Source organism: Streptomyces sp. MUM 203J, assembly GCF_022414595.1.
In the GTDB taxonomy this organism is placed as follows: Bacteria; Actinomycetota; Actinomycetes; order Streptomycetales; family Streptomycetaceae; genus Streptomyces.
In genome coordinates, this window is sequence record NZ_JADWYO010000008.1 from 122,323 (window position 1) to 137,233 (window position 14,911).

The 14,911-nt window shown below is 72.5% G+C and carries 17 protein-coding genes; 8 read left to right on the forward strand and 9 right to left on the reverse strand.

All coding sequences use genetic code 11. The annotated features are described in order from the left end of the window. The first annotated feature begins 10 nt into the window (after positions 1–10). From I3F58_RS07460 to I3F58_RS07470, 3 genes are all read left to right on the forward strand, one after another. On the forward strand, positions 11–1,288 hold the full coding sequence (locus tag I3F58_RS07460) for a thymidine phosphorylase (RefSeq protein ID WP_240107447.1): 1,278 nt from the start codon (positions 11–13) through the stop codon (positions 1,286–1,288). Positions 1,289–1,392: 104 nt separating this feature from the next. Beyond that, positions 1,393–1,992, forward strand: coding sequence for a Uma2 family endonuclease (locus tag I3F58_RS07465; RefSeq protein WP_240107448.1), 600 nt, complete (start codon positions 1,393–1,395; stop codon positions 1,990–1,992). A gap of 30 nt (positions 1,993–2,022) precedes the next feature. Then, entirely contained in the window at positions 2,023–2,394 is a 372-nt protein-coding gene (locus I3F58_RS07470) for an STAS domain-containing protein (RefSeq protein ID WP_240107449.1), read from the forward strand. Here I3F58_RS07470 and I3F58_RS07475 read toward each other — a convergent pair. Both I3F58_RS07475 and I3F58_RS07480 read right to left on the reverse strand, forming a co-directional pair. Then, entirely contained in the window at positions 2,318–3,304 is a 987-nt protein-coding gene (locus I3F58_RS07475; RefSeq protein ID WP_240107450.1) for a sigma-70 family RNA polymerase sigma factor, read from the reverse strand. The genes I3F58_RS07470 and I3F58_RS07475 overlap by 77 nt on opposite strands. 108 nt (positions 3,305–3,412) lie before the next feature. Further along, positions 3,413–4,732: an MFS transporter gene (locus tag I3F58_RS07480; RefSeq protein ID WP_240107451.1), complete on the reverse strand. Its 1,320-nt coding sequence runs from the start codon at positions 4,730–4,732 to the stop codon at positions 3,413–3,415. A 63-nt stretch (positions 4,733–4,795) separates the two neighbouring features. Here I3F58_RS07480 and I3F58_RS07485 point away from each other — a divergent pair, with 63 nt between their 5' ends. Then, complete coding sequence (locus I3F58_RS07485) at positions 4,796–5,758, forward strand: LysR family transcriptional regulator (protein WP_240107452.1); 963 nt, start codon at positions 4,796–4,798, stop codon at positions 5,756–5,758. A 171-nt stretch (positions 5,759–5,929) separates the two neighbouring features. Here the strand turns inward: I3F58_RS07485 and I3F58_RS07490 are convergent, their stop codons facing one another. Further along, complete coding sequence (locus tag I3F58_RS07490) at positions 5,930–6,712, reverse strand: alpha/beta hydrolase (RefSeq protein ID WP_240107453.1); 783 nt, start codon at positions 6,710–6,712, stop codon at positions 5,930–5,932. A 162-nt stretch (positions 6,713–6,874) separates the two neighbouring features. On the opposite strand from I3F58_RS07490, the gene I3F58_RS07495 reads away from it, so the two are divergent. Together I3F58_RS07495 and I3F58_RS07500 are read left to right on the forward strand one after the other, a co-directional pair. Then, positions 6,875–8,029, forward strand: coding sequence for an adenosine deaminase (locus I3F58_RS07495; RefSeq protein ID WP_240107454.1), 1,155 nt, complete (start codon positions 6,875–6,877; stop codon positions 8,027–8,029). A 151-nt stretch (positions 8,030–8,180) separates the two neighbouring features. Then, positions 8,181–8,504 (forward strand): ATP-binding protein, encoded by a 324-nt coding sequence (locus I3F58_RS07500; RefSeq protein ID WP_240107455.1) that lies wholly within the window; start codon positions 8,181–8,183, stop codon positions 8,502–8,504. Between the two features lie 80 nt (positions 8,505–8,584). Here the strand turns inward: I3F58_RS07500 and I3F58_RS07505 are convergent, their stop codons facing one another. The 5 genes from I3F58_RS07505 to afsQ1 form a co-directional block, all read right to left on the reverse strand. Then, positions 8,585–8,788: a PspC domain-containing protein gene (locus tag I3F58_RS07505; protein ID WP_240107456.1), complete on the reverse strand. Its 204-nt coding sequence runs from the start codon at positions 8,786–8,788 to the stop codon at positions 8,585–8,587. A gap of 90 nt (positions 8,789–8,878) precedes the next feature. Continuing rightward, positions 8,879–9,580: a VanZ family protein gene (locus tag I3F58_RS07510; RefSeq protein ID WP_240107457.1), complete on the reverse strand. Its 702-nt coding sequence runs from the start codon at positions 9,578–9,580 to the stop codon at positions 8,879–8,881. 122 nt (positions 9,581–9,702) lie between these two features. After that, entirely contained in the window at positions 9,703–10,383 is a 681-nt protein-coding gene (locus tag I3F58_RS07515) for a hypothetical protein (RefSeq protein ID WP_240107458.1), read from the reverse strand. Further along, positions 10,346–11,956 carry a HAMP domain-containing sensor histidine kinase gene (locus tag I3F58_RS07520; RefSeq protein WP_240107459.1) on the reverse strand — a complete coding sequence of 537 codons (1,611 nt, stop codon included), beginning with the start codon at positions 11,954–11,956 and terminating at the stop codon, positions 10,346–10,348. The genes I3F58_RS07515 and I3F58_RS07520 overlap by 38 nt, the downstream gene beginning before the upstream one ends. Positions 11,957–11,980: 24 nt before the next feature. Further along, positions 11,981–12,658, reverse strand: a complete 678-nt coding sequence (gene afsQ1, locus I3F58_RS07525) for a two-component system response regulator AfsQ1 (RefSeq protein WP_240107460.1) — start codon at positions 12,656–12,658, stop codon at positions 11,981–11,983. A gap of 212 nt (positions 12,659–12,870) precedes the next feature. Between afsQ1 and I3F58_RS07530 the strand changes: the two genes are divergently transcribed. Then, on the forward strand, positions 12,871–13,617 hold the full coding sequence (locus I3F58_RS07530; protein WP_240107461.1) for a SigE family RNA polymerase sigma factor: 747 nt from the start codon (positions 12,871–12,873) through the stop codon (positions 13,615–13,617). Positions 13,618–13,761: 144 nt separating this feature from the next. Here the strand turns inward: I3F58_RS07530 and I3F58_RS07535 are convergent, their stop codons facing one another. Continuing rightward, positions 13,762–14,493 carry a uridine kinase gene (locus I3F58_RS07535; protein WP_240107462.1) on the reverse strand — a complete coding sequence of 244 codons (732 nt, stop codon included), beginning with the start codon at positions 14,491–14,493 and terminating at the stop codon, positions 13,762–13,764. 55 nt (positions 14,494–14,548) lie between these two features. Here I3F58_RS07535 and I3F58_RS07540 point away from each other — a divergent pair, with 55 nt between their 5' ends. Further along, positions 14,549–14,890 carry a hypothetical protein gene (locus I3F58_RS07540; protein ID WP_240107463.1) on the forward strand — a complete coding sequence of 114 codons (342 nt, stop codon included), beginning with the start codon at positions 14,549–14,551 and terminating at the stop codon, positions 14,888–14,890. The last annotated feature ends 21 nt before the right edge of the window (positions 14,891–14,911 follow it).

Below are 14,911 nucleotides of genomic sequence, written 5' to 3' on the forward strand. Positions count from 1 at the left end.
CACTGAGCTCATGGACGCGATTTCCGTCATCCGTACGAAGCGGGACCGGGGCGAGCTGAGCCCCGAGCAGATCGACTGGGTCATCGACGCGTACACGCGCGGCGAGGTCGCGGACGAGCAGATGTCCTCGCTGGCCATGGCGATCTTCCTCAACGGCATGAACCGGGGCGAGATCGCCCGCTGGACCGCCGCGATGATCGCCTCCGGCGAGCGCATGGACTTCTCCTCGCTGTCCCGCCCGACCGCCGACAAGCACTCCACCGGCGGCGTCGGCGACAAGATCACCCTGCCGCTCGCCCCGCTGGTCGCCGCGTGCGGCGCCGCCGTCCCGCAGCTCAGCGGCCGGGGCCTCGGCCACACCGGCGGCACGCTCGACAAGCTGGAGTCCGTCCCCGGCTGGCGCGCGCTGCTCTCCAACGAGGAGATGCTGCACGTCCTCGACACCACCGGCGCCGTCATCTGCGCGGCGGGCGACGGCCTCGCCCCCGCCGACAAGAAGCTGTACGCGCTCCGCGATGTGACGGGCACTGTCGAGGCGATCCCGCTCATCGCCTCGTCCATCATGTCCAAGAAGATCGCGGAGGGCACCGGCTCGCTGGTCCTGGACGTGAAGGTCGGCTCCGGCGCCTTCATGAAGGACATCGAGAACGCGCGCGAGCTGGCGTCCACGATGGTCGGCCTCGGCACGGACCACGGCGTCAGGACTGTCGCGCTGCTCACCGACATGTCCACTCCCCTCGGCCTCACGGCGGGCAACGCCCTGGAGGTGCGGGAGTCGGTGGAGGTCCTGGCGGGCGGCGGTCCGGCGGACGTCGTCGAGCTGACCGTCGCCCTGGCCCGCGAGATGCTCGACGCGGCCGGTGTGAAGGACGCCGACCCGGCGAAGGCCCTCGCGGACGGCTCCGCCATGGACGTGTGGCGCCGCATGATCGCCGCGCAGGGCGGCGACCCGGACGCCGAGCTGCCGGTCGCCCGCGAGCAGCATGTGGTGGCGGCTCCGTCCTCTGGCGTCCTGACCCGGCTCGACGCGTACGACGTCGGCGTCGCCGCCTGGCGCCTCGGCGCGGGCCGCGCCCGCAAGGAGGACCCGGTGCAGGCCGGCGCGGGCGTGGAGCTGCACGCCAAGCCGGGTGACACGGTGACGGCGGGCCAGCCGCTGCTGACCCTGCACACGGACACGCCGGAGAAGTTCGACTACGCCCTGAAGTCCCTGGAGGGCGCCTGGGACATCGAGGCGGCGGGAACGGCGTTCACGGCGAACCCGATCGTCCTGGACCGCATCGCCTGACGGTTCCGGGGTCGTATGCCCTCGCCCGGGTGAACGGGACCGGTGGCTCTCTGCCGGTCCCGTTCGGCATGCTGGACTCGGCGACGACCGAAGAGGAGCACACCATGAGCGCACTCGCCGTCGAGCCCGGGCCGGACAACGGCTCGACCTGGGACAGGCTCGTCCACTTCTGGCAGGAGTTGGACTGGCCCGAGGGCTGCAAGGTGGAGATCATCGAGGGGATCGTCACCATGGCGCCGACACCCGCCAGCAGCCACAATTACATCGCTCATCTTGTCCACCGGGACCTGTACCGAGTGATTCCCGAGGACTGGGCTGTCTGCCAGACTCAGTCCGTGGCCATGCCGCCAAACCTGAACATGTTCATTCCCGACTTGCTGGTTGTGCCATCGGCAGCCCTGAAGAAGCCCGGTTGCCACATCCCTGCCGAGGCGGCTGAGCTCGTCGTCGAGATCACCCCTCCGTCCAATGCCCAGCAGGACAGGATCCAGAAGCTGCGTGGCTACGCATCAGCCGGCGTGCCCCTGTACCTCCTGCTGGACAGCTGGGCTTCCAACTGCCCCAGCGCCACGCTCTACGGGGAGCCGAAGAACGGGATGTACCGCGTCCTGGAGGTCGCGCAGTACGGCGAGGGAATCCACCTTCCCGAGCCCTTCGGCCTCACCATCGACACCGGAGCCTTCCCAGTCCCCCCACTCCGATGAGTTCCGGGCGCTGACCGGGTCCTTGTCCATGTGGATGACAACGACAAGGACCCGATCGTTCTGCAGGTCACCGGCCCCATCAGCCCCGACGGCATACCCCGCCTCCGCGACGAGCTGACCGCGCGGCTCCGAGGCGCCGGGGGCGGCACCTCCGTCGTCGTGGACGTCACCGGGCTGACCCGGCCCGACCTCGTCGCCGTCGACGCGCTCGCGCGCCTGCGGCTGACCGCGCGGCGGCTCGGGTACGAGCTGACCGTACGGGGTGCGGGACACGAACTGCGCGGGTTGCTCGACCTGACCGGGCTGGCCGACCGGGCCATACCGCTCACGCCCCCGCCGGATCCAGCCGCTCCGGCAGACCGAACAGCGGGAACCAGCGCTTCACGTCCAGGAACGACGTGATGCCCGAGACCCGGCCGTCCACGATCTCGATCACCATCAGCGCCCACGGGCTGAACCCGCCCTCCGGGTCCGGGTGGTAGTGGGCGAACGCGGGCGTGCCGTTGGCGACGGTGGGTATGAGGCGCGAGCCGCGGCAGACCGAGCCCACACCCAGCATCCAGCCCACGATGTCGCCGTGGCCGCGCAGCCACAGGTCGTACGGCGGCATGGACAGCGTCGCGTCCTCGTGGAGCAGAGCCGTGAGCGCCGTCATGTCGTACGACTCGAACGCGGCCACGTACCGGTCCAGCAGGCTCCGCTGCCGCTCGTCCAGCGGGTCGGCCGTGGCCGTCCGCGCCGGTCCGTGCGCGGCCAGCGTCGCGCGGGCCCGCTGGAGGGCGCTGTTCACCGACGCCACCGACGTGCCCAGCAGCTCCGCGACCTCGCTCGCCTTCCAGGCCAGCACCTCGCGCAGAATCAGCACGGCCCGCTGCTTCGACGGCAGGTGCTGGAGCGCCGCCACGAACGCCAGCCGTACCGACTCCCGGGACAGTGCCGTCTCCGCCGGGTCGGCGGCCTGCGGCAGGACCCGCCCGTCCGGCACCGGTTCCAGCCAGGTGACCTCCGGACGCGAGTTCAGCTGCGCCTGCGCGACCGGCGTGGACTCCGTCAGGTCCATGGGGCGGGCCCGCCGGTTGCCCGCGTTCAGTGCGTCCAGGCACACGTTCGTGGCGATCCGGTACAGCCAGGACCGCAGCGAGGACCGGCCCTCGAACCGCTCCAGCGAGCGCCAGGCCCGCACCATCGTGTCCTGCACGGCGTCCTCCGCCTCGAAGGCGGAGCCGAGCATCCGGTAGCAGTAGCCGGTCAGTTCGGTCCGGTACTCCTCAAGCCGGGCTTCCAGGTCCTCCGGCGCAGCCACCTCGGCCATCGCGTCCACCCCTGTCGCGCTGATCGTGCCTGAAACGGGTCGTGCCTTGCTCGTGCGTACCTTCGGGACGCTACAGGAGCCCACTGACAACGGCCCGGCGGCACAGTGTCAGGCGCGGCCCGCCATCGCCGGGTGCGCCCGCCGCGCGCGGGCCGCACTGGCCGCCCGCCGTTCCTCGACGCGCGCGCTGTGCGTGCCGTACAGGGTGATCGAGACGACGCCGATCACCGCGAGCAGCCCCAGCAGGACCGTGCCCGACCAGCCGCCCGCGTGGAAGGCGACCGCGCCCAGCGTGCCGCCCGCGCTGCTGCCCAGGTAGTACGCGGACTGGTACAGCGCCGAGGCCTGGGCCCGACCGGTCTTCGCCGTGCGGCTCACCGCCGACGAGGCCACCGCGTGCCCGGCGAAGAACCCGGCCGTGATCAGCACCAGCCCGGCCAGGACCGCCGCCAGCGAGGCCGACAGGGAGAGCAGCAGACCCGCCGCCGTCGTCGTCACCGCCAGGTACAGCGCCCCGCGCCGCCCCATGCGGCCGACCAGCTTCCCGGCCGCCGCCGACGACACCGTGCCGACCAGGTAGACCAGGAAGACCGACCCGACGACCCCCTGCGGCAGCGAGAACGGCGCTTCCACCAGCCGGTAGCCGATCACCGTGTACACGGCGCCGAACACCGTCATGAACAGCGCCCCGATCCCGTACAGCCGCAGCAGCAGCGGGTCCGAGAGGTGGGTCCGCACGGTACGGGCCGCGGCGCGCGGGTCCAGCGAACCGGGCGTGAAGTTCCGGGCCTTCGGCAGCAGCAGCCGGTACGCGGCCACGCACACCACCGCCATCAGCCCCACGGCGGCCAGACCGGCCCGCCAGCCCCAGAGCTGGGCGGCCCAGCCGGTGACGATCCGGCCGCTCATCCCGCCGATGCTGTTGCCCGCGACGAACAGTCCGATCGCCGCGACCAGCGCCTTCGGTCGTACCTCCTCCGCCAGGTACGCCATCGCCGACGCCGGAACACCGGCCAGTGCCGCGCCCTGCACGGCCCGCAGCGCCACCAGCCACTCCAGGCTCGGCGCGAAGGGGACCAGCAGCCCCACGGCCACCGCGACCACCAGCGAGCCGGTCATCAGCGCGCGGCGGCCGAACCGCTCCGACAGGGCGCTCAGCGGCAGTACGCACAGCGCGAGCGCGCCGGTGGCGGCGGAGACCGTCCAGCTCGCGGCGGAGGCGCTCACCGCGAAGCCGGCGGAGACGTCCGGCAGCAGGGCCTGGGTCGAGTAGAGAAGAGCGAACGTCGCGAGTCCGGCGGCGAAGAGCGCGAGGCTCATGCGGCGGTAGCCGGGGCGGCCGGGGGCGAGGCGGGTGTCGAGGTCGGCGTCACGGCGGGAGTCGGCGCCCACGGTTTCCGTGGACGCCTTGGTACTGGCGGGAGACATGTCTCGAACGTACGGACCGCCGGGTTCATGCGTCCAATGCACGAACAGGCTTTAATCGTTCCCATGGTGCATGACCGCAGGTCACAGCCGTGGCTGTCACTGAACAGTCACGAAGATGAAATGGCCCTATTGCTCGCCCCTCGTCTCGCGTACTTCGCGGCGGTCGCCCGCCACGAGCATGTGACCAGGGCGGCGCTGGAGATCGGCGTCCCGCAGTCGACGCTGTCGCGGGCGATCGTGCGGCTGGAGGAGGATCTGGGCGTCACGCTCTTCGCCCGCAAGGGCCGCACGCTGTCGCTGACGCCCGCCGGGCGGACCTTCCTCACCTCGGTGGAGCGGGCCCTGGGCGAGGTCGAGCGGTCCGCCGAGGCGGTACGGGCCGATGTGGACCCGACGGCCGGGCGGGTGGCCTTCGGGTTCCTGCACACCATGGGCTCGGAGACGGTACCGGGCCTGCTGCGGGCGTTCCGCGTGGACCACCCGAAGGTCCGGTTCACCCTGGTGCAGAACTACGGCGAAGCCATGATCGAGCGGCTCCGGGCGGGTGAGCTGGACCTGTGCCTCACCTCGCCCGTGCCGGACGCGCCCGACCTGGTGGCCCGGCGGCTGGACGAGCAGCGGCTGCGGCTCGTCGTCCCGGACGACCACAGGCTGGCCGGGCGGAAGCGGGTGCGGCTGGCGGAGGCGGCGGAGGAGGTGTTCGTGACCCTGGAGCCCGGGTACGGGCTGCGGCGGATCACCGACCACCTGTGCGCCGAGGCGGGGTTCCGGCCGCGCGTCGCGTTCGAGGGGGAGGAGGCGGAGACGCTGCGGGGGCTGGTGGCGGCCGGGCTGGGCGTCGCCCTGCTGCCGCCGCCCGCGGTGGCGCGGCCCGGGGTGGTCGAGCTGACGGTCACGGCGCCGAGGGCCGCGCGGGAGATCGGGGTGGCATGGCAGGCGGGGCGGCCGGACACGCCGCCGGTGGCCGCGTTCAAGAAGTTCCTGCTGTCCCGGAGGGGCAAGCTGCTGAGCGAGCCGGAACACTGAGGGCGGGCGCCCGGCGCCTGTTCCCCCCGCTCCGCCCCTCGCGCGACGGACGGGCCGGAACGCCGGTCCCGCCCGAGTCCGGCCCCTCCGGTGTTCGAGAAGCGGGGGTGAGCAGAAGCGCCCCTCCCGGATCGGGCAGGAGCGGCGCGGGGGGAAGGAACCGCCGGTTCCCTACACCCGCAGGGACCTCCCGAACCCCGCCGCCAGCGGCATCCGCAGCCCCAGCGGGGGCGGCGCCGCGAACGCGTCGGCCACCGGCCGGGCGTACGGGCGCCCCAGCAGCGAGCCGATGACGAAGTCCGCCGCCAGGGACAGCACCTCCTCATGGTGCTGCCGCAGGGCGTGTCCGTCGGAGTGGACCTCGAAGCGGCACGTCGAGCGGTTCGCCTTCTTGGCGCGGACGGCCAGCCGGTACGACCGCTCGGGCGCGGCCTCGGCGTCCGTCGTGCCGTGCACCAGCATCACCTGGCGGCCCACCAGCTGCCGCACCGGCTCCGGCTCGGCCGCCACGTCGTCGCCCGGCAGCCAGGGCGCCAGCGCCAGGACGGACACCACGGCCTCGTGCCCGGCCGCCCACAGTGCCGCCCGTGCGCCCATCCCGTGCCCGACCAGGCAGACCGGGACGTCACCGTGGCGCCGTACCGTCTCCGCGACCGCCCAGCGCGCGTCCGCCGCGAGCCGCGCGTCCGCGCCGTTCCAGCCGCGCCCCCGGTAGCGCACGACCTGCGCGGTCAGCCCGTGCCCGGGAGCCGCCGCGCGCACCAGCCGGCGGGCCAGCGGAAGCAGTGCGGCATGGGCCAGAAGCGAGGCGCCGCGGGCCGACTCGGGCGTGCCGTCCGGGAGCAGCAGCACCACACCGTCCATCGTTCCGGTGGTCGTCGAACCCCGCACCGGCCGTCCCAGCCGAGGCGTCCGGGGGTCTCCCGGGCCCGGGCCCACGAGTGCTTGTGCCATGGCAGAACAGTCTCAGAAGGAGAGGTGTACGCCACCCGTACAACCGGTCACCTTTGGGTATCGGGTGGCGAGTTGACGCCGCCAGCCGCGCGATGCGCATGTCTCTCGGTCATCTCGCGTCGCACCCGCTCTTTCTACGCGCGTAGGGGCTACAGTTCGAAAATGACGAGCCAGACCCTCACCACCCCGACCGGGGACCAGATCCGCCGCGCCCCGAAGGTCCTGCTCCACGATCACCTCGACGGCGGGCTGCGCCCCGGCACCGTTCTCGAACTCGCCCGCGACCAGGGGTACGCGTCCCTCCCCGAAACCGAGCCCGACAAGCTGGGCCTGTGGTTCCGGGAGGCCGCCGACTCCGGGTCCCTGGAACGCTACCTGGAGACCTTCGCACACACCTGCGCCGTCATGCAGACCCGCGAGGCCCTCTTCCGTGTCGCCGCGGAATGCGCCGAGGACCTCGCGGAGGACGGGGTGGCGTACGCCGAGGTCCGCTACGCGCCCGAGCAGCACCTGGAGGGCGGGCTGACTCTCGACGAGGTCGTCGCCGCCGTCAACGACGGCTTCCGGGAGGGGGAGCGGCGGGCCCGCGAGAGCGGCCACCGCATCCGGGTCGGAGCCCTGCTCACCGCCATGCGGCACGCCGCCCGCTCCCTGGAGATCGCCGAACTCGCCAACGCCCACCGTGACTCGGGCGTCGTCGGTTTCGACATCGCGGGCGCCGAGGCCGGTTTCCCGCCCACCCGCCACCTCGACGCCTTCGAGTACCTGAAGCGGGAGAACAACCACTTCACGATCCACGCGGGCGAGGCGTTCGGCCTGCCGTCCATCTGGCAGGCCCTCCAGTGGTGCGGCGCCGACCGGCTCGGCCACGGCGTCCGCATCATCGACGACATCGAGCTCGCGGACGACGGCACGGTCACCCTCGGCCGCCTCGCCGCGTACGTCCGCGACAAGCGGATCCCGCTGGAGATGTGCCCGACGTCCAACCTCCAGACGGGCGCGGTCGCCTCCTACGCCGAGCACCCCATCGGACTGCTGCGCCGACTGCACTTCCGGGTCACCGTGAACACCGATAATCGGCTGATGTCAGGGACCAGCATGTCCCGGGAATTCGAGCTGCTGACCGATGCCTTCGGTTACACGCTCGACGACATGCAGTGGTTCACGGTCAATGCGATGAAATCAGCATTCATTCCTTTCGATGAAAGGCTGGCGATGATCAATGACGTGATCAAGCCGGGGTACGCCGAGCTCAAGTCCGAATGGCTGTTCCGGCAGACGGCTGTGACCAGCAACGTTTCCTCTGAGGGGTCCTGAGGTGCGATCGGGGTGCGCCCTGAGCACCCCGCCCTCCGGGGTCGCGGATTCCCGCAATCGACCTCTGTAGGTGATTGCGGGAGCAGGTGGGCGGTGACTACGTTTCAGAGCCGCTCATCTCCCCCGAGTTTCCCCCAAGGACGATTTTCTGATGAAGCAGTCCGCTGCCAAGTCCCTCGGTGTCGCCGCGCTCGGTGCCGCTTTCGCCGCCGCCTCCGCCGGCAGCGCCGCCGCGCTCACCTCCGTGCCCACCGGTCCCGCCCTGGACACCGTCACCTCGGCTCTGCCGGTCGCGCAGGCGGCGTCCTCCCTCCCGCCCGGCGCGGGTGAGGCGCTCACCCTCACGCAGGGCGTCGTCGAGACCGCCTCCCAGGCCTCCCCGGACGTCCCCGTCGACACCCCGGTCGATCCGGTCGTGGGCCTCCTCGGCGGCCTCCCGGTCGGCGGTGCCCTCGGCTCCAACGGCCTCGGCTGACCCCGCCTCCCCGCGCGGAACGGCGGTGGGCGCCCACCGTGAGGTGAGCGCCCACCGCCGTTCCGTCGTCGTGGCTGCCGTCACCAGGCCGGGTTGGGCTCCTTCTCTGCGGGCAGCATGATCCACAGCGCGAGGTACAGCAGGAACTGCGGGCCCGGGAGCAGGCACGACACCAGGAAGATCACGCGCATCGTCGTGGCGGACATCCCGAAGCGCCGTGCCAGACCCGCGCACACTCCACCGATCATGCGTCCTTCACGAGGGCGGACAAGAGGTGCGGCCATGGCGGGCTCCTTCATCAGGTGTCGCGGAAGCCGTTCCTTCCGGCCTCCGATGACTCCATCCTCCCGCCGGAAGCCGGGTAATGCGTCGGACTAGGGGGCGATCCCGACCCTGGGAATCGTCGGGGTCGGCCCCTGAGGGCCCTCCTCCCGCAGCAGGGCCCCGCCCCGCCGGGTCCACGCCGCCCCCGTCGGCCCCGCCGCCGAGCCGGAGCCCCAGCCCGAGCGGGCCGAGGCCGACACCGACGGGGCCCGTCCGGCCACCCCCGCGCCACGGCGACCCGCCGACGGCCGGCCGCCGCGCCCCGCGCCGCGGGCGCCGTACGGGCCGTGCAGCCTGCGCCGGAGCCGTGCCCGGCAGGCGGGGACGAGGAGCAGGTGGGCCAGTGCGACGCCCAGGGTGTTCAGCAGCACGTCGTCGACGTCCACGACCCGCCCGGGCACGGCGGTCTGCAGCAGTTCGATCCCCAGCGACACCAGCGCGCCCCCCGACACGGTCCGGGCCAGCGACGCCCACACCGCCACGTCCAGCCGCGCGTCCGCCATCGGCAGCAGCGCACCGAGCGGCGCCAGCAGCAACAGGCCCCCGGCGAGCCGCCAGGCGGCCTCGGCCGGGCCCAGCGCCAGGGTGGCCCGGATCCCGGCCAGCGGCTCCAGGTTCGCCGCGTTCACCCACGTCAGGTCCAGGGGCCGCAACGTCAGCCACCCCACGGTCAGGAGGTGGAGGAAGAGGAGGACAAGCCCCGCCACGCGGTAGCGGATGACGGCACTGCCGCCCGAACCTTGACGCTGCACGCCCCCCAAGACGCGACCTCCGGCGGCATCGGTTCCGCCCCACGCCCATCGTGACGCCCGCCTCATCGCCCGCGCCCCGGTACTCCCCGTACCGTCCGCGCGCCCCGGGTCCGCCGCAGCCGTCACAGCGACATGGTGGGGACTGCCGACTCGGGACGCACCTTGACCGCCTCCGCGCAGACATAGCGCCGCACCGGGTAGTCACCGGGCCCGCCCAGGGACACGGTGCCGCCGTCGGCGACGGTCTGGAAGTCCGCGTACGTGCACACGATCTGGGACAGTGCGGCGGGCGGCAGGTCCTCCGGCTGGCGGCTCAGCCGCAGGGTGCCCTCCGGGTCGCCGTCCCGCCCGGGGGACACCGACAGGGGCCCCTGCACGTACGTGGCGAACCCGGCCTGCCGTTCCTCCTCCGACGGCCGCTGCTCCAGCGCGCCCAGCAGGGCCTGTGCCGTGGCGACCCGCGCCTTCACCGCCGAGGACCCGCTCCCGCCGACCGGGATCCGCACCGTGCGGTGCACCGCCGACAGGCCCGAGGCGCACACCAGGTACACCCGCGCCGGAACCGTCGCCCGCCGCTCGCCCGAGTCCGCCGACTGTGACTCCGGCTCGCCCGTCGCCCCGGGCGGCGGCGTGCACGACATCCGGGACGGCGCCGCGCCCGCGTCCACCGGCACCGACGTCGTACGGACCCCGCACCCCGTGCCTGCGAGACCCAGTGCCAGCACCGCCGCGAGCAGGACGGCTCCCCGCCGCCGCGCCCCGGGCTCAGGCGTCTGTTTGCCTGCCACCACGCTGCCCTTCATCCCCTGGAACGTCATTCCCCTGCCGGGCGCCGTCGCTCTCACGGACGTCCCGGCCCTCCTCCGGATCCTCCGGCCGGGCCACGCCCGAGCCGTCCTTCGGCAGCCGGAGCGTGAAGACCGCGCCGTCGCCGTCGGGGGAGTTCGACGCGGTGATGTCACCGCCGTGGATCAGCGCGTTCTCCATGGCGATCGACAGTCCCAGCCCGCTCCCCTCCGAGCGGGGCCGGGACGCGCTGGCCTTGTAGAAGCGGTCGAAGACATGCGGCAGAACCTCCTCCGGGATGCCAGGACCGTGGTCCCGGACCCGCACGACGAGGTCGTCGCCGTCCGTCCGCACCGACACCCGCACCGGCGAACCGCCGTGCTTCAGCGCGTTGCCGATCAGGTTCGCCAGGATCACGTCCAGGCGGCGCGGGTCCAGCCGCGCGACGGTCCCGCGCTCCGCGTCCAGCTCCACCGCGTCCAGCCAGGCGCGCGCGTCGATGCACGCCGTCACCTGGTCGGCCACATCCACGTCGTCGAGCACCAGCTTCGCCGTACCCGCGTCGAAGCGGGTCACCTCCATCAGGTTCTCGACGAGCGTGTTCAGCCGCCGGGTCTCGCTGACCACCAGCGCCACGGCCGGGGCGATCATCGGGTCCAGGCCGTCCTGTTCCTCCTCCAGGACCTCCGTCACCGCCGTCAGCGCCGTCATCGGCGTCCGCAGCTCGTGCGACATGTCCGCCACGAACCGGCGGCTCGACTCCTCCCGGGCGCTCATGTCCGCGACCTTCTTCTGGAGGCTCTCCGCCGCGCTGTTGAACGTCCTCGCCAGCTCGGCCAGTTCGTCCGTGCCCGACACCCGGAGCCGGGTGTCCAGCCGCCCCTCGCCCAGCCGCCGCGCCGCCTCGCCCAGCCGGTGCACCGGCCGCAGCACCGTCGTCGCCGCGAACTGCGCCAGCAGAGCCGAGCCCAGCAGCGCCAGCAGTGTCGCCACCCCCAGCGACCAGCCGAGCGAGTTCAGGTCCTGCCGCTCCGGCTCCAGCGACTTGTACAGGTAGCCCGTCGGCCCGCCGCCGATGATCCGCGTCCCGCCGACCAGGTACGGCGTCCCGCCCTTCGAGGTCCGCAGCCAGAACACGTGGTACGCGGCGCCGTCCGCGGCGGCCTTCCGCTCCTCGTTCACCGCCGTACGCAGCGGCGGAGGCACGTCCGCGAGCGTGAACCGGTCCGGGTCCGACGCCCCGATGATGGGCTTGCCCTCCTCGCGCTCGCCCAGCAGCAGCACGCTGTACCCGTCGCCGTCGGACGCCATCTGTTCGGCGGTCCGCCGCAGCTCGTTCTCGGTGGGCAGCAGCGGCAGCACGGCAGCCCGGTTCTGCATCTGCTGCTTGAAGTCGCGCAGCGCCGTGTCCTGCGTGCGCGTCAGCACCGCCTCGCGGTTCAGCCAGTACGCGATCCCCGAAGCCGACACCGCCGCGGCGAGCGCGACCAGCCCGAACACGACGATGAGACGTACCCGAAGGCTCGTCCACCGCCGACCGCGGCCACGCGCCGCCCCGCCACTCCTGGTGCTCTTCGCGGCACCGCTCACTGTCGCCTGTCCCGTTTCTGTGTTCTACGAGGGGGTGTCCAGCCGGTAGCCGACCCCGCGCACCGTACGGATGAGGGTCGGGGACGACGGAACGTCCTCCACCTTCGCCCGCAGCCGCTGCACACACGCGTCCACCAGCCGGGAGTCACCGAGGTAGTCGTGCTCCCACACCAGCCGCAGCAGCTGCTGGCGCGACAGCGCCTGGCCGGGACGGCGGCTCAGCTCCAGCAGCAGCCGCAGCTCGGTCGGCGTGAGCTGCAGCTCCTCCCCGTGCTTCGTCACCGTCATCGCGGACCGGTCGATGACCAGCGACCCGAAGGACGCGGAATCGGTGGTCTCGCGCTCACCGCGCCGCAGCACGGCCCTGATCCGGGCGTCCAGCACGCGGCCCTGCACCGGCTTCACCACATAGTCGTCGGCGCCCGACTCCAGACCCACGACCACGTCGATGTCGTCGCTGCGCGCGGTCAGCAGGATGATCGGCAGCTGGTCCGAACGGCGAATGCGCCGGCACACCTCGAACCCGTCGATGCCGGGCAGCATCACATCCAGCACGATCAGGTCCGGCCGCTGTTCCCGCAGCAGTTTCAGACCCTCCTCGCCGGACGCCGCAGTGGCCACACGGTGACCCTGGCGCGACAGCGAGAGTTCGAGGGCCGTGCGGATGGAGTCGTCGTCCTCGATCAGCAACAGGAAAGGCACGGCGTCATTCTGTCCCATGGGGGAGGAGGAGTACGACACCTGGAGCGCTCCCACCGGTGCACCGGTATCGGACCGGTATGTCATCGGCACACCGCGACCACGGCATGAGCCCCTGTGACAGGCCTGTGACAGTCGACGGACAGCGCCATGAAGTGGCCCGGGCAGAGTTTTGGCACACGGACAAGCCGACTCCAGGACGACAGGGGGGCGTGATGAACGCAGTGCAGCACAGCACCACCTCGAACGCAGTTGTCACGCGTCTCCACGACGTCACCCGGAGCAGCGAGAAGTCCGGCGCCGTGAACGGGCGGGGGTGCGTTCGCGGCGCCGGGCGTCAGCACAAGGCGCCCTACATGGTCGCCCTGTCTGACGGGGGACGGACGTACAGGGAGGGCTCGGGGGAGCGGAGCGCCGCCCCGGCCGTACGGACGGCGAGCGCGGAAGCCGCGTTCACCGCCTACGTGCAGGAGCGCCGCGCCTCCCTGTACGCCACCGCCTACCACCTCACCGGTGACCGCCACGAGGCCGAGGACCTGCTGCAGAGCGCGCTGTTCTCGACGTACCGCGCCTGGGACCGCATCAGCGACAAGGCGGCGGTGGGCGGCTACCTGCGCCGCACGATGACCAATCTGCACATCAGCGCCTGGCGGCGCCGCAAGCTCAACGAGTACCCGACGGAGGAACTGCCGGAGACGGCGGGCGACTCCGACGCGATGCGTGGCACGGAGCTGCGCGCGGTGCTCTGGCAGGCACTCGCCAGGCTGCCCGAACTGCAGCGCACCATGCTGGTGCTGCGGTACTACGAGGGGCGGACGGATCCGGAGATCGCGGACATCCTGGATATCAGCGTCGGCACGGTGAAGTCGAGCATCTGGCGGTCCCTCCGCCGGCTGCGCGAGGACGAGGTCCTGAGCTTCGGCCGTGACCGGAAGGAGTCCTTCGGCCAGCTGGTGGCCTGAGGGCGAAGGGGGACACCCGGGGGGATACGGGGGGTATCGGGGGATACCGGGGGGAACACCCGCGCCGGACAAGCTGGGGGGCTTGTCCGGCGCACTCATGTGTACGGCGCCGCGCCGACGGGTGAACACCGGCCCCCGTGCCGGCTACGCGGGCTCCGGTGCCCGCGCCTCCGGAGCCGGTGCGTGGCCCGCGAGGGCGCGGCACCGTCCCGCCGCTGCGGCGGCCAGACGGCCCAGGGCCTCCTTCTTCCCGCACGGGTACGCCCCCAGCGCGGTCTGCCGCGCCACGATCGACCGCTCGGTCCGCATCAGCCGCCACCCCCGCCGCAGCAGGAACGGCACCGACTTGCGCCCCTCCTGCAGATCCCGCATGAGCCGCCGCCGGAACGTCGTCGAGGGTCGCCCGCGCAGGCACAGCGCGTCGGCCAGCAGTCCCAGCTCCTGGCAGCGCCGGGCGATGTCGGCGGCGAAGATGCCCTCCGCGACGAACAGCGGGGTGCGCTCGATGTCCAGCACGTCCCACGAGACCCGGGAGCTGGTGGCGATGTCGTACACGGGGACCGTGGTCCGTCCGGTGGCGCACAGCTCCGCGATCGCGGAGACCGCGGCGTCCGCGTCCCAGGACCGGGGAGAGTCCCAGTCGGTGTCGGTGCTGCCCTGCACGCGGGGGAGGGTCGGGTCGTCGCCCTCCTTGTAGAAGTCGTCAAGCCGCAGCACGGGCAGCCCGGTGCGGGCGGCGAGGAACGACTTTCCGGAGCCTGAGGGGCCCGCGAGCAGCACGACGCGGGTCGGAATGGGTTGGGCACTCACGGGACACCAGTGTGAACCATTGGGCCGGTCGGGGGACCCCGTCGGGTACCCGTTGGTATCGAGCATCACACCTCCCCTACGCTGCGTCCTCGACCGACCACCTTCAGGTGAGGATCTGCTGATGAAGCGTTTGGTGAGGGCCGGGCTGGCCGTCTCGGCCGTGGGTGCCGCGCTGACCGCGGCCGGGGGCACGGCCCAGGCGGCGGTCCCGCAGCTGCAGGACGTGGACCCGGCGGCGTCCGTGCAGGCGCTGACGCACGCGGTCCCGCACGTGGCGGGGCCGGTCAAGAACCTCAAGGTCAACCCGTTGGCGGAGACGGGAGTGGACCCGCTGGACAACGGGGTGGCGCCGCAGGTCGCGGACTTCCAGCCGGTCGACACGCGGTACGTGACGGGCTCGCTGACGAGCGCGCCGAACCTGCCGGTGGCGGGGCCGCTGCTGGGCGGGGTCATTCCCGGCTGAGGGCCGCCCACGGGTGCGGCC

What these genes read in the sequence shown, in the direction of transcription:
- I3F58_RS07540 (WP_240107463.1), top strand. Translation starts at nt 14,549, where the DNA reads ATGAAGCGTTTGGTGAGGGCCGGGCTGGCCGTCTCGGCCGTGGGTGCC.
- I3F58_RS07485 (WP_240107452.1), top strand. Translation starts at nt 4,796, where the DNA reads ATGGTGCATGACCGCAGGTCACAGCCGTGGCTGTCACTGAACAGTCAC.
- I3F58_RS07535 (WP_240107462.1), bottom strand. Translation starts at nt 14,493, where the DNA reads ATGCTCGATACCAACGGGTACCCGACGGGGTCCCCCGACCGGCCCAAT.
- I3F58_RS07490 (WP_240107453.1), bottom strand. Translation starts at nt 6,712, where the DNA reads ATGGCACAAGCACTCGTGGGCCCGGGCCCGGGAGACCCCCGGACGCCT.
- I3F58_RS07480 (WP_240107451.1), bottom strand. Translation starts at nt 4,732, where the DNA reads ATGTCTCCCGCCAGTACCAAGGCGTCCACGGAAACCGTGGGCGCCGAC.
- I3F58_RS07495 (WP_240107454.1), top strand. Translation starts at nt 6,875, where the DNA reads ATGACGAGCCAGACCCTCACCACCCCGACCGGGGACCAGATCCGCCGC.
- I3F58_RS07460 (WP_240107447.1), top strand. Translation starts at nt 11, where the DNA reads ATGGACGCGATTTCCGTCATCCGTACGAAGCGGGACCGGGGCGAGCTG.
- I3F58_RS07515 (WP_240107458.1), bottom strand. Translation starts at nt 10,383, where the DNA reads ATGAAGGGCAGCGTGGTGGCAGGCAAACAGACGCCTGAGCCCGGGGCG.
- I3F58_RS07475 (WP_240107450.1), bottom strand. Translation starts at nt 3,304, where the DNA reads ATGGCCGAGGTGGCTGCGCCGGAGGACCTGGAAGCCCGGCTTGAGGAG.
- I3F58_RS07500 (WP_240107455.1), top strand. Translation starts at nt 8,181, where the DNA reads ATGAAGCAGTCCGCTGCCAAGTCCCTCGGTGTCGCCGCGCTCGGTGCC.
- I3F58_RS07465 (WP_240107448.1), top strand. Translation starts at nt 1,393, where the DNA reads ATGAGCGCACTCGCCGTCGAGCCCGGGCCGGACAACGGCTCGACCTGG.
- I3F58_RS07530 (WP_240107461.1), top strand. Translation starts at nt 12,871, where the DNA reads ATGAACGCAGTGCAGCACAGCACCACCTCGAACGCAGTTGTCACGCGT.
- I3F58_RS07505 (WP_240107456.1), bottom strand. Translation starts at nt 8,788, where the DNA reads ATGGCCGCACCTCTTGTCCGCCCTCGTGAAGGACGCATGATCGGTGGA.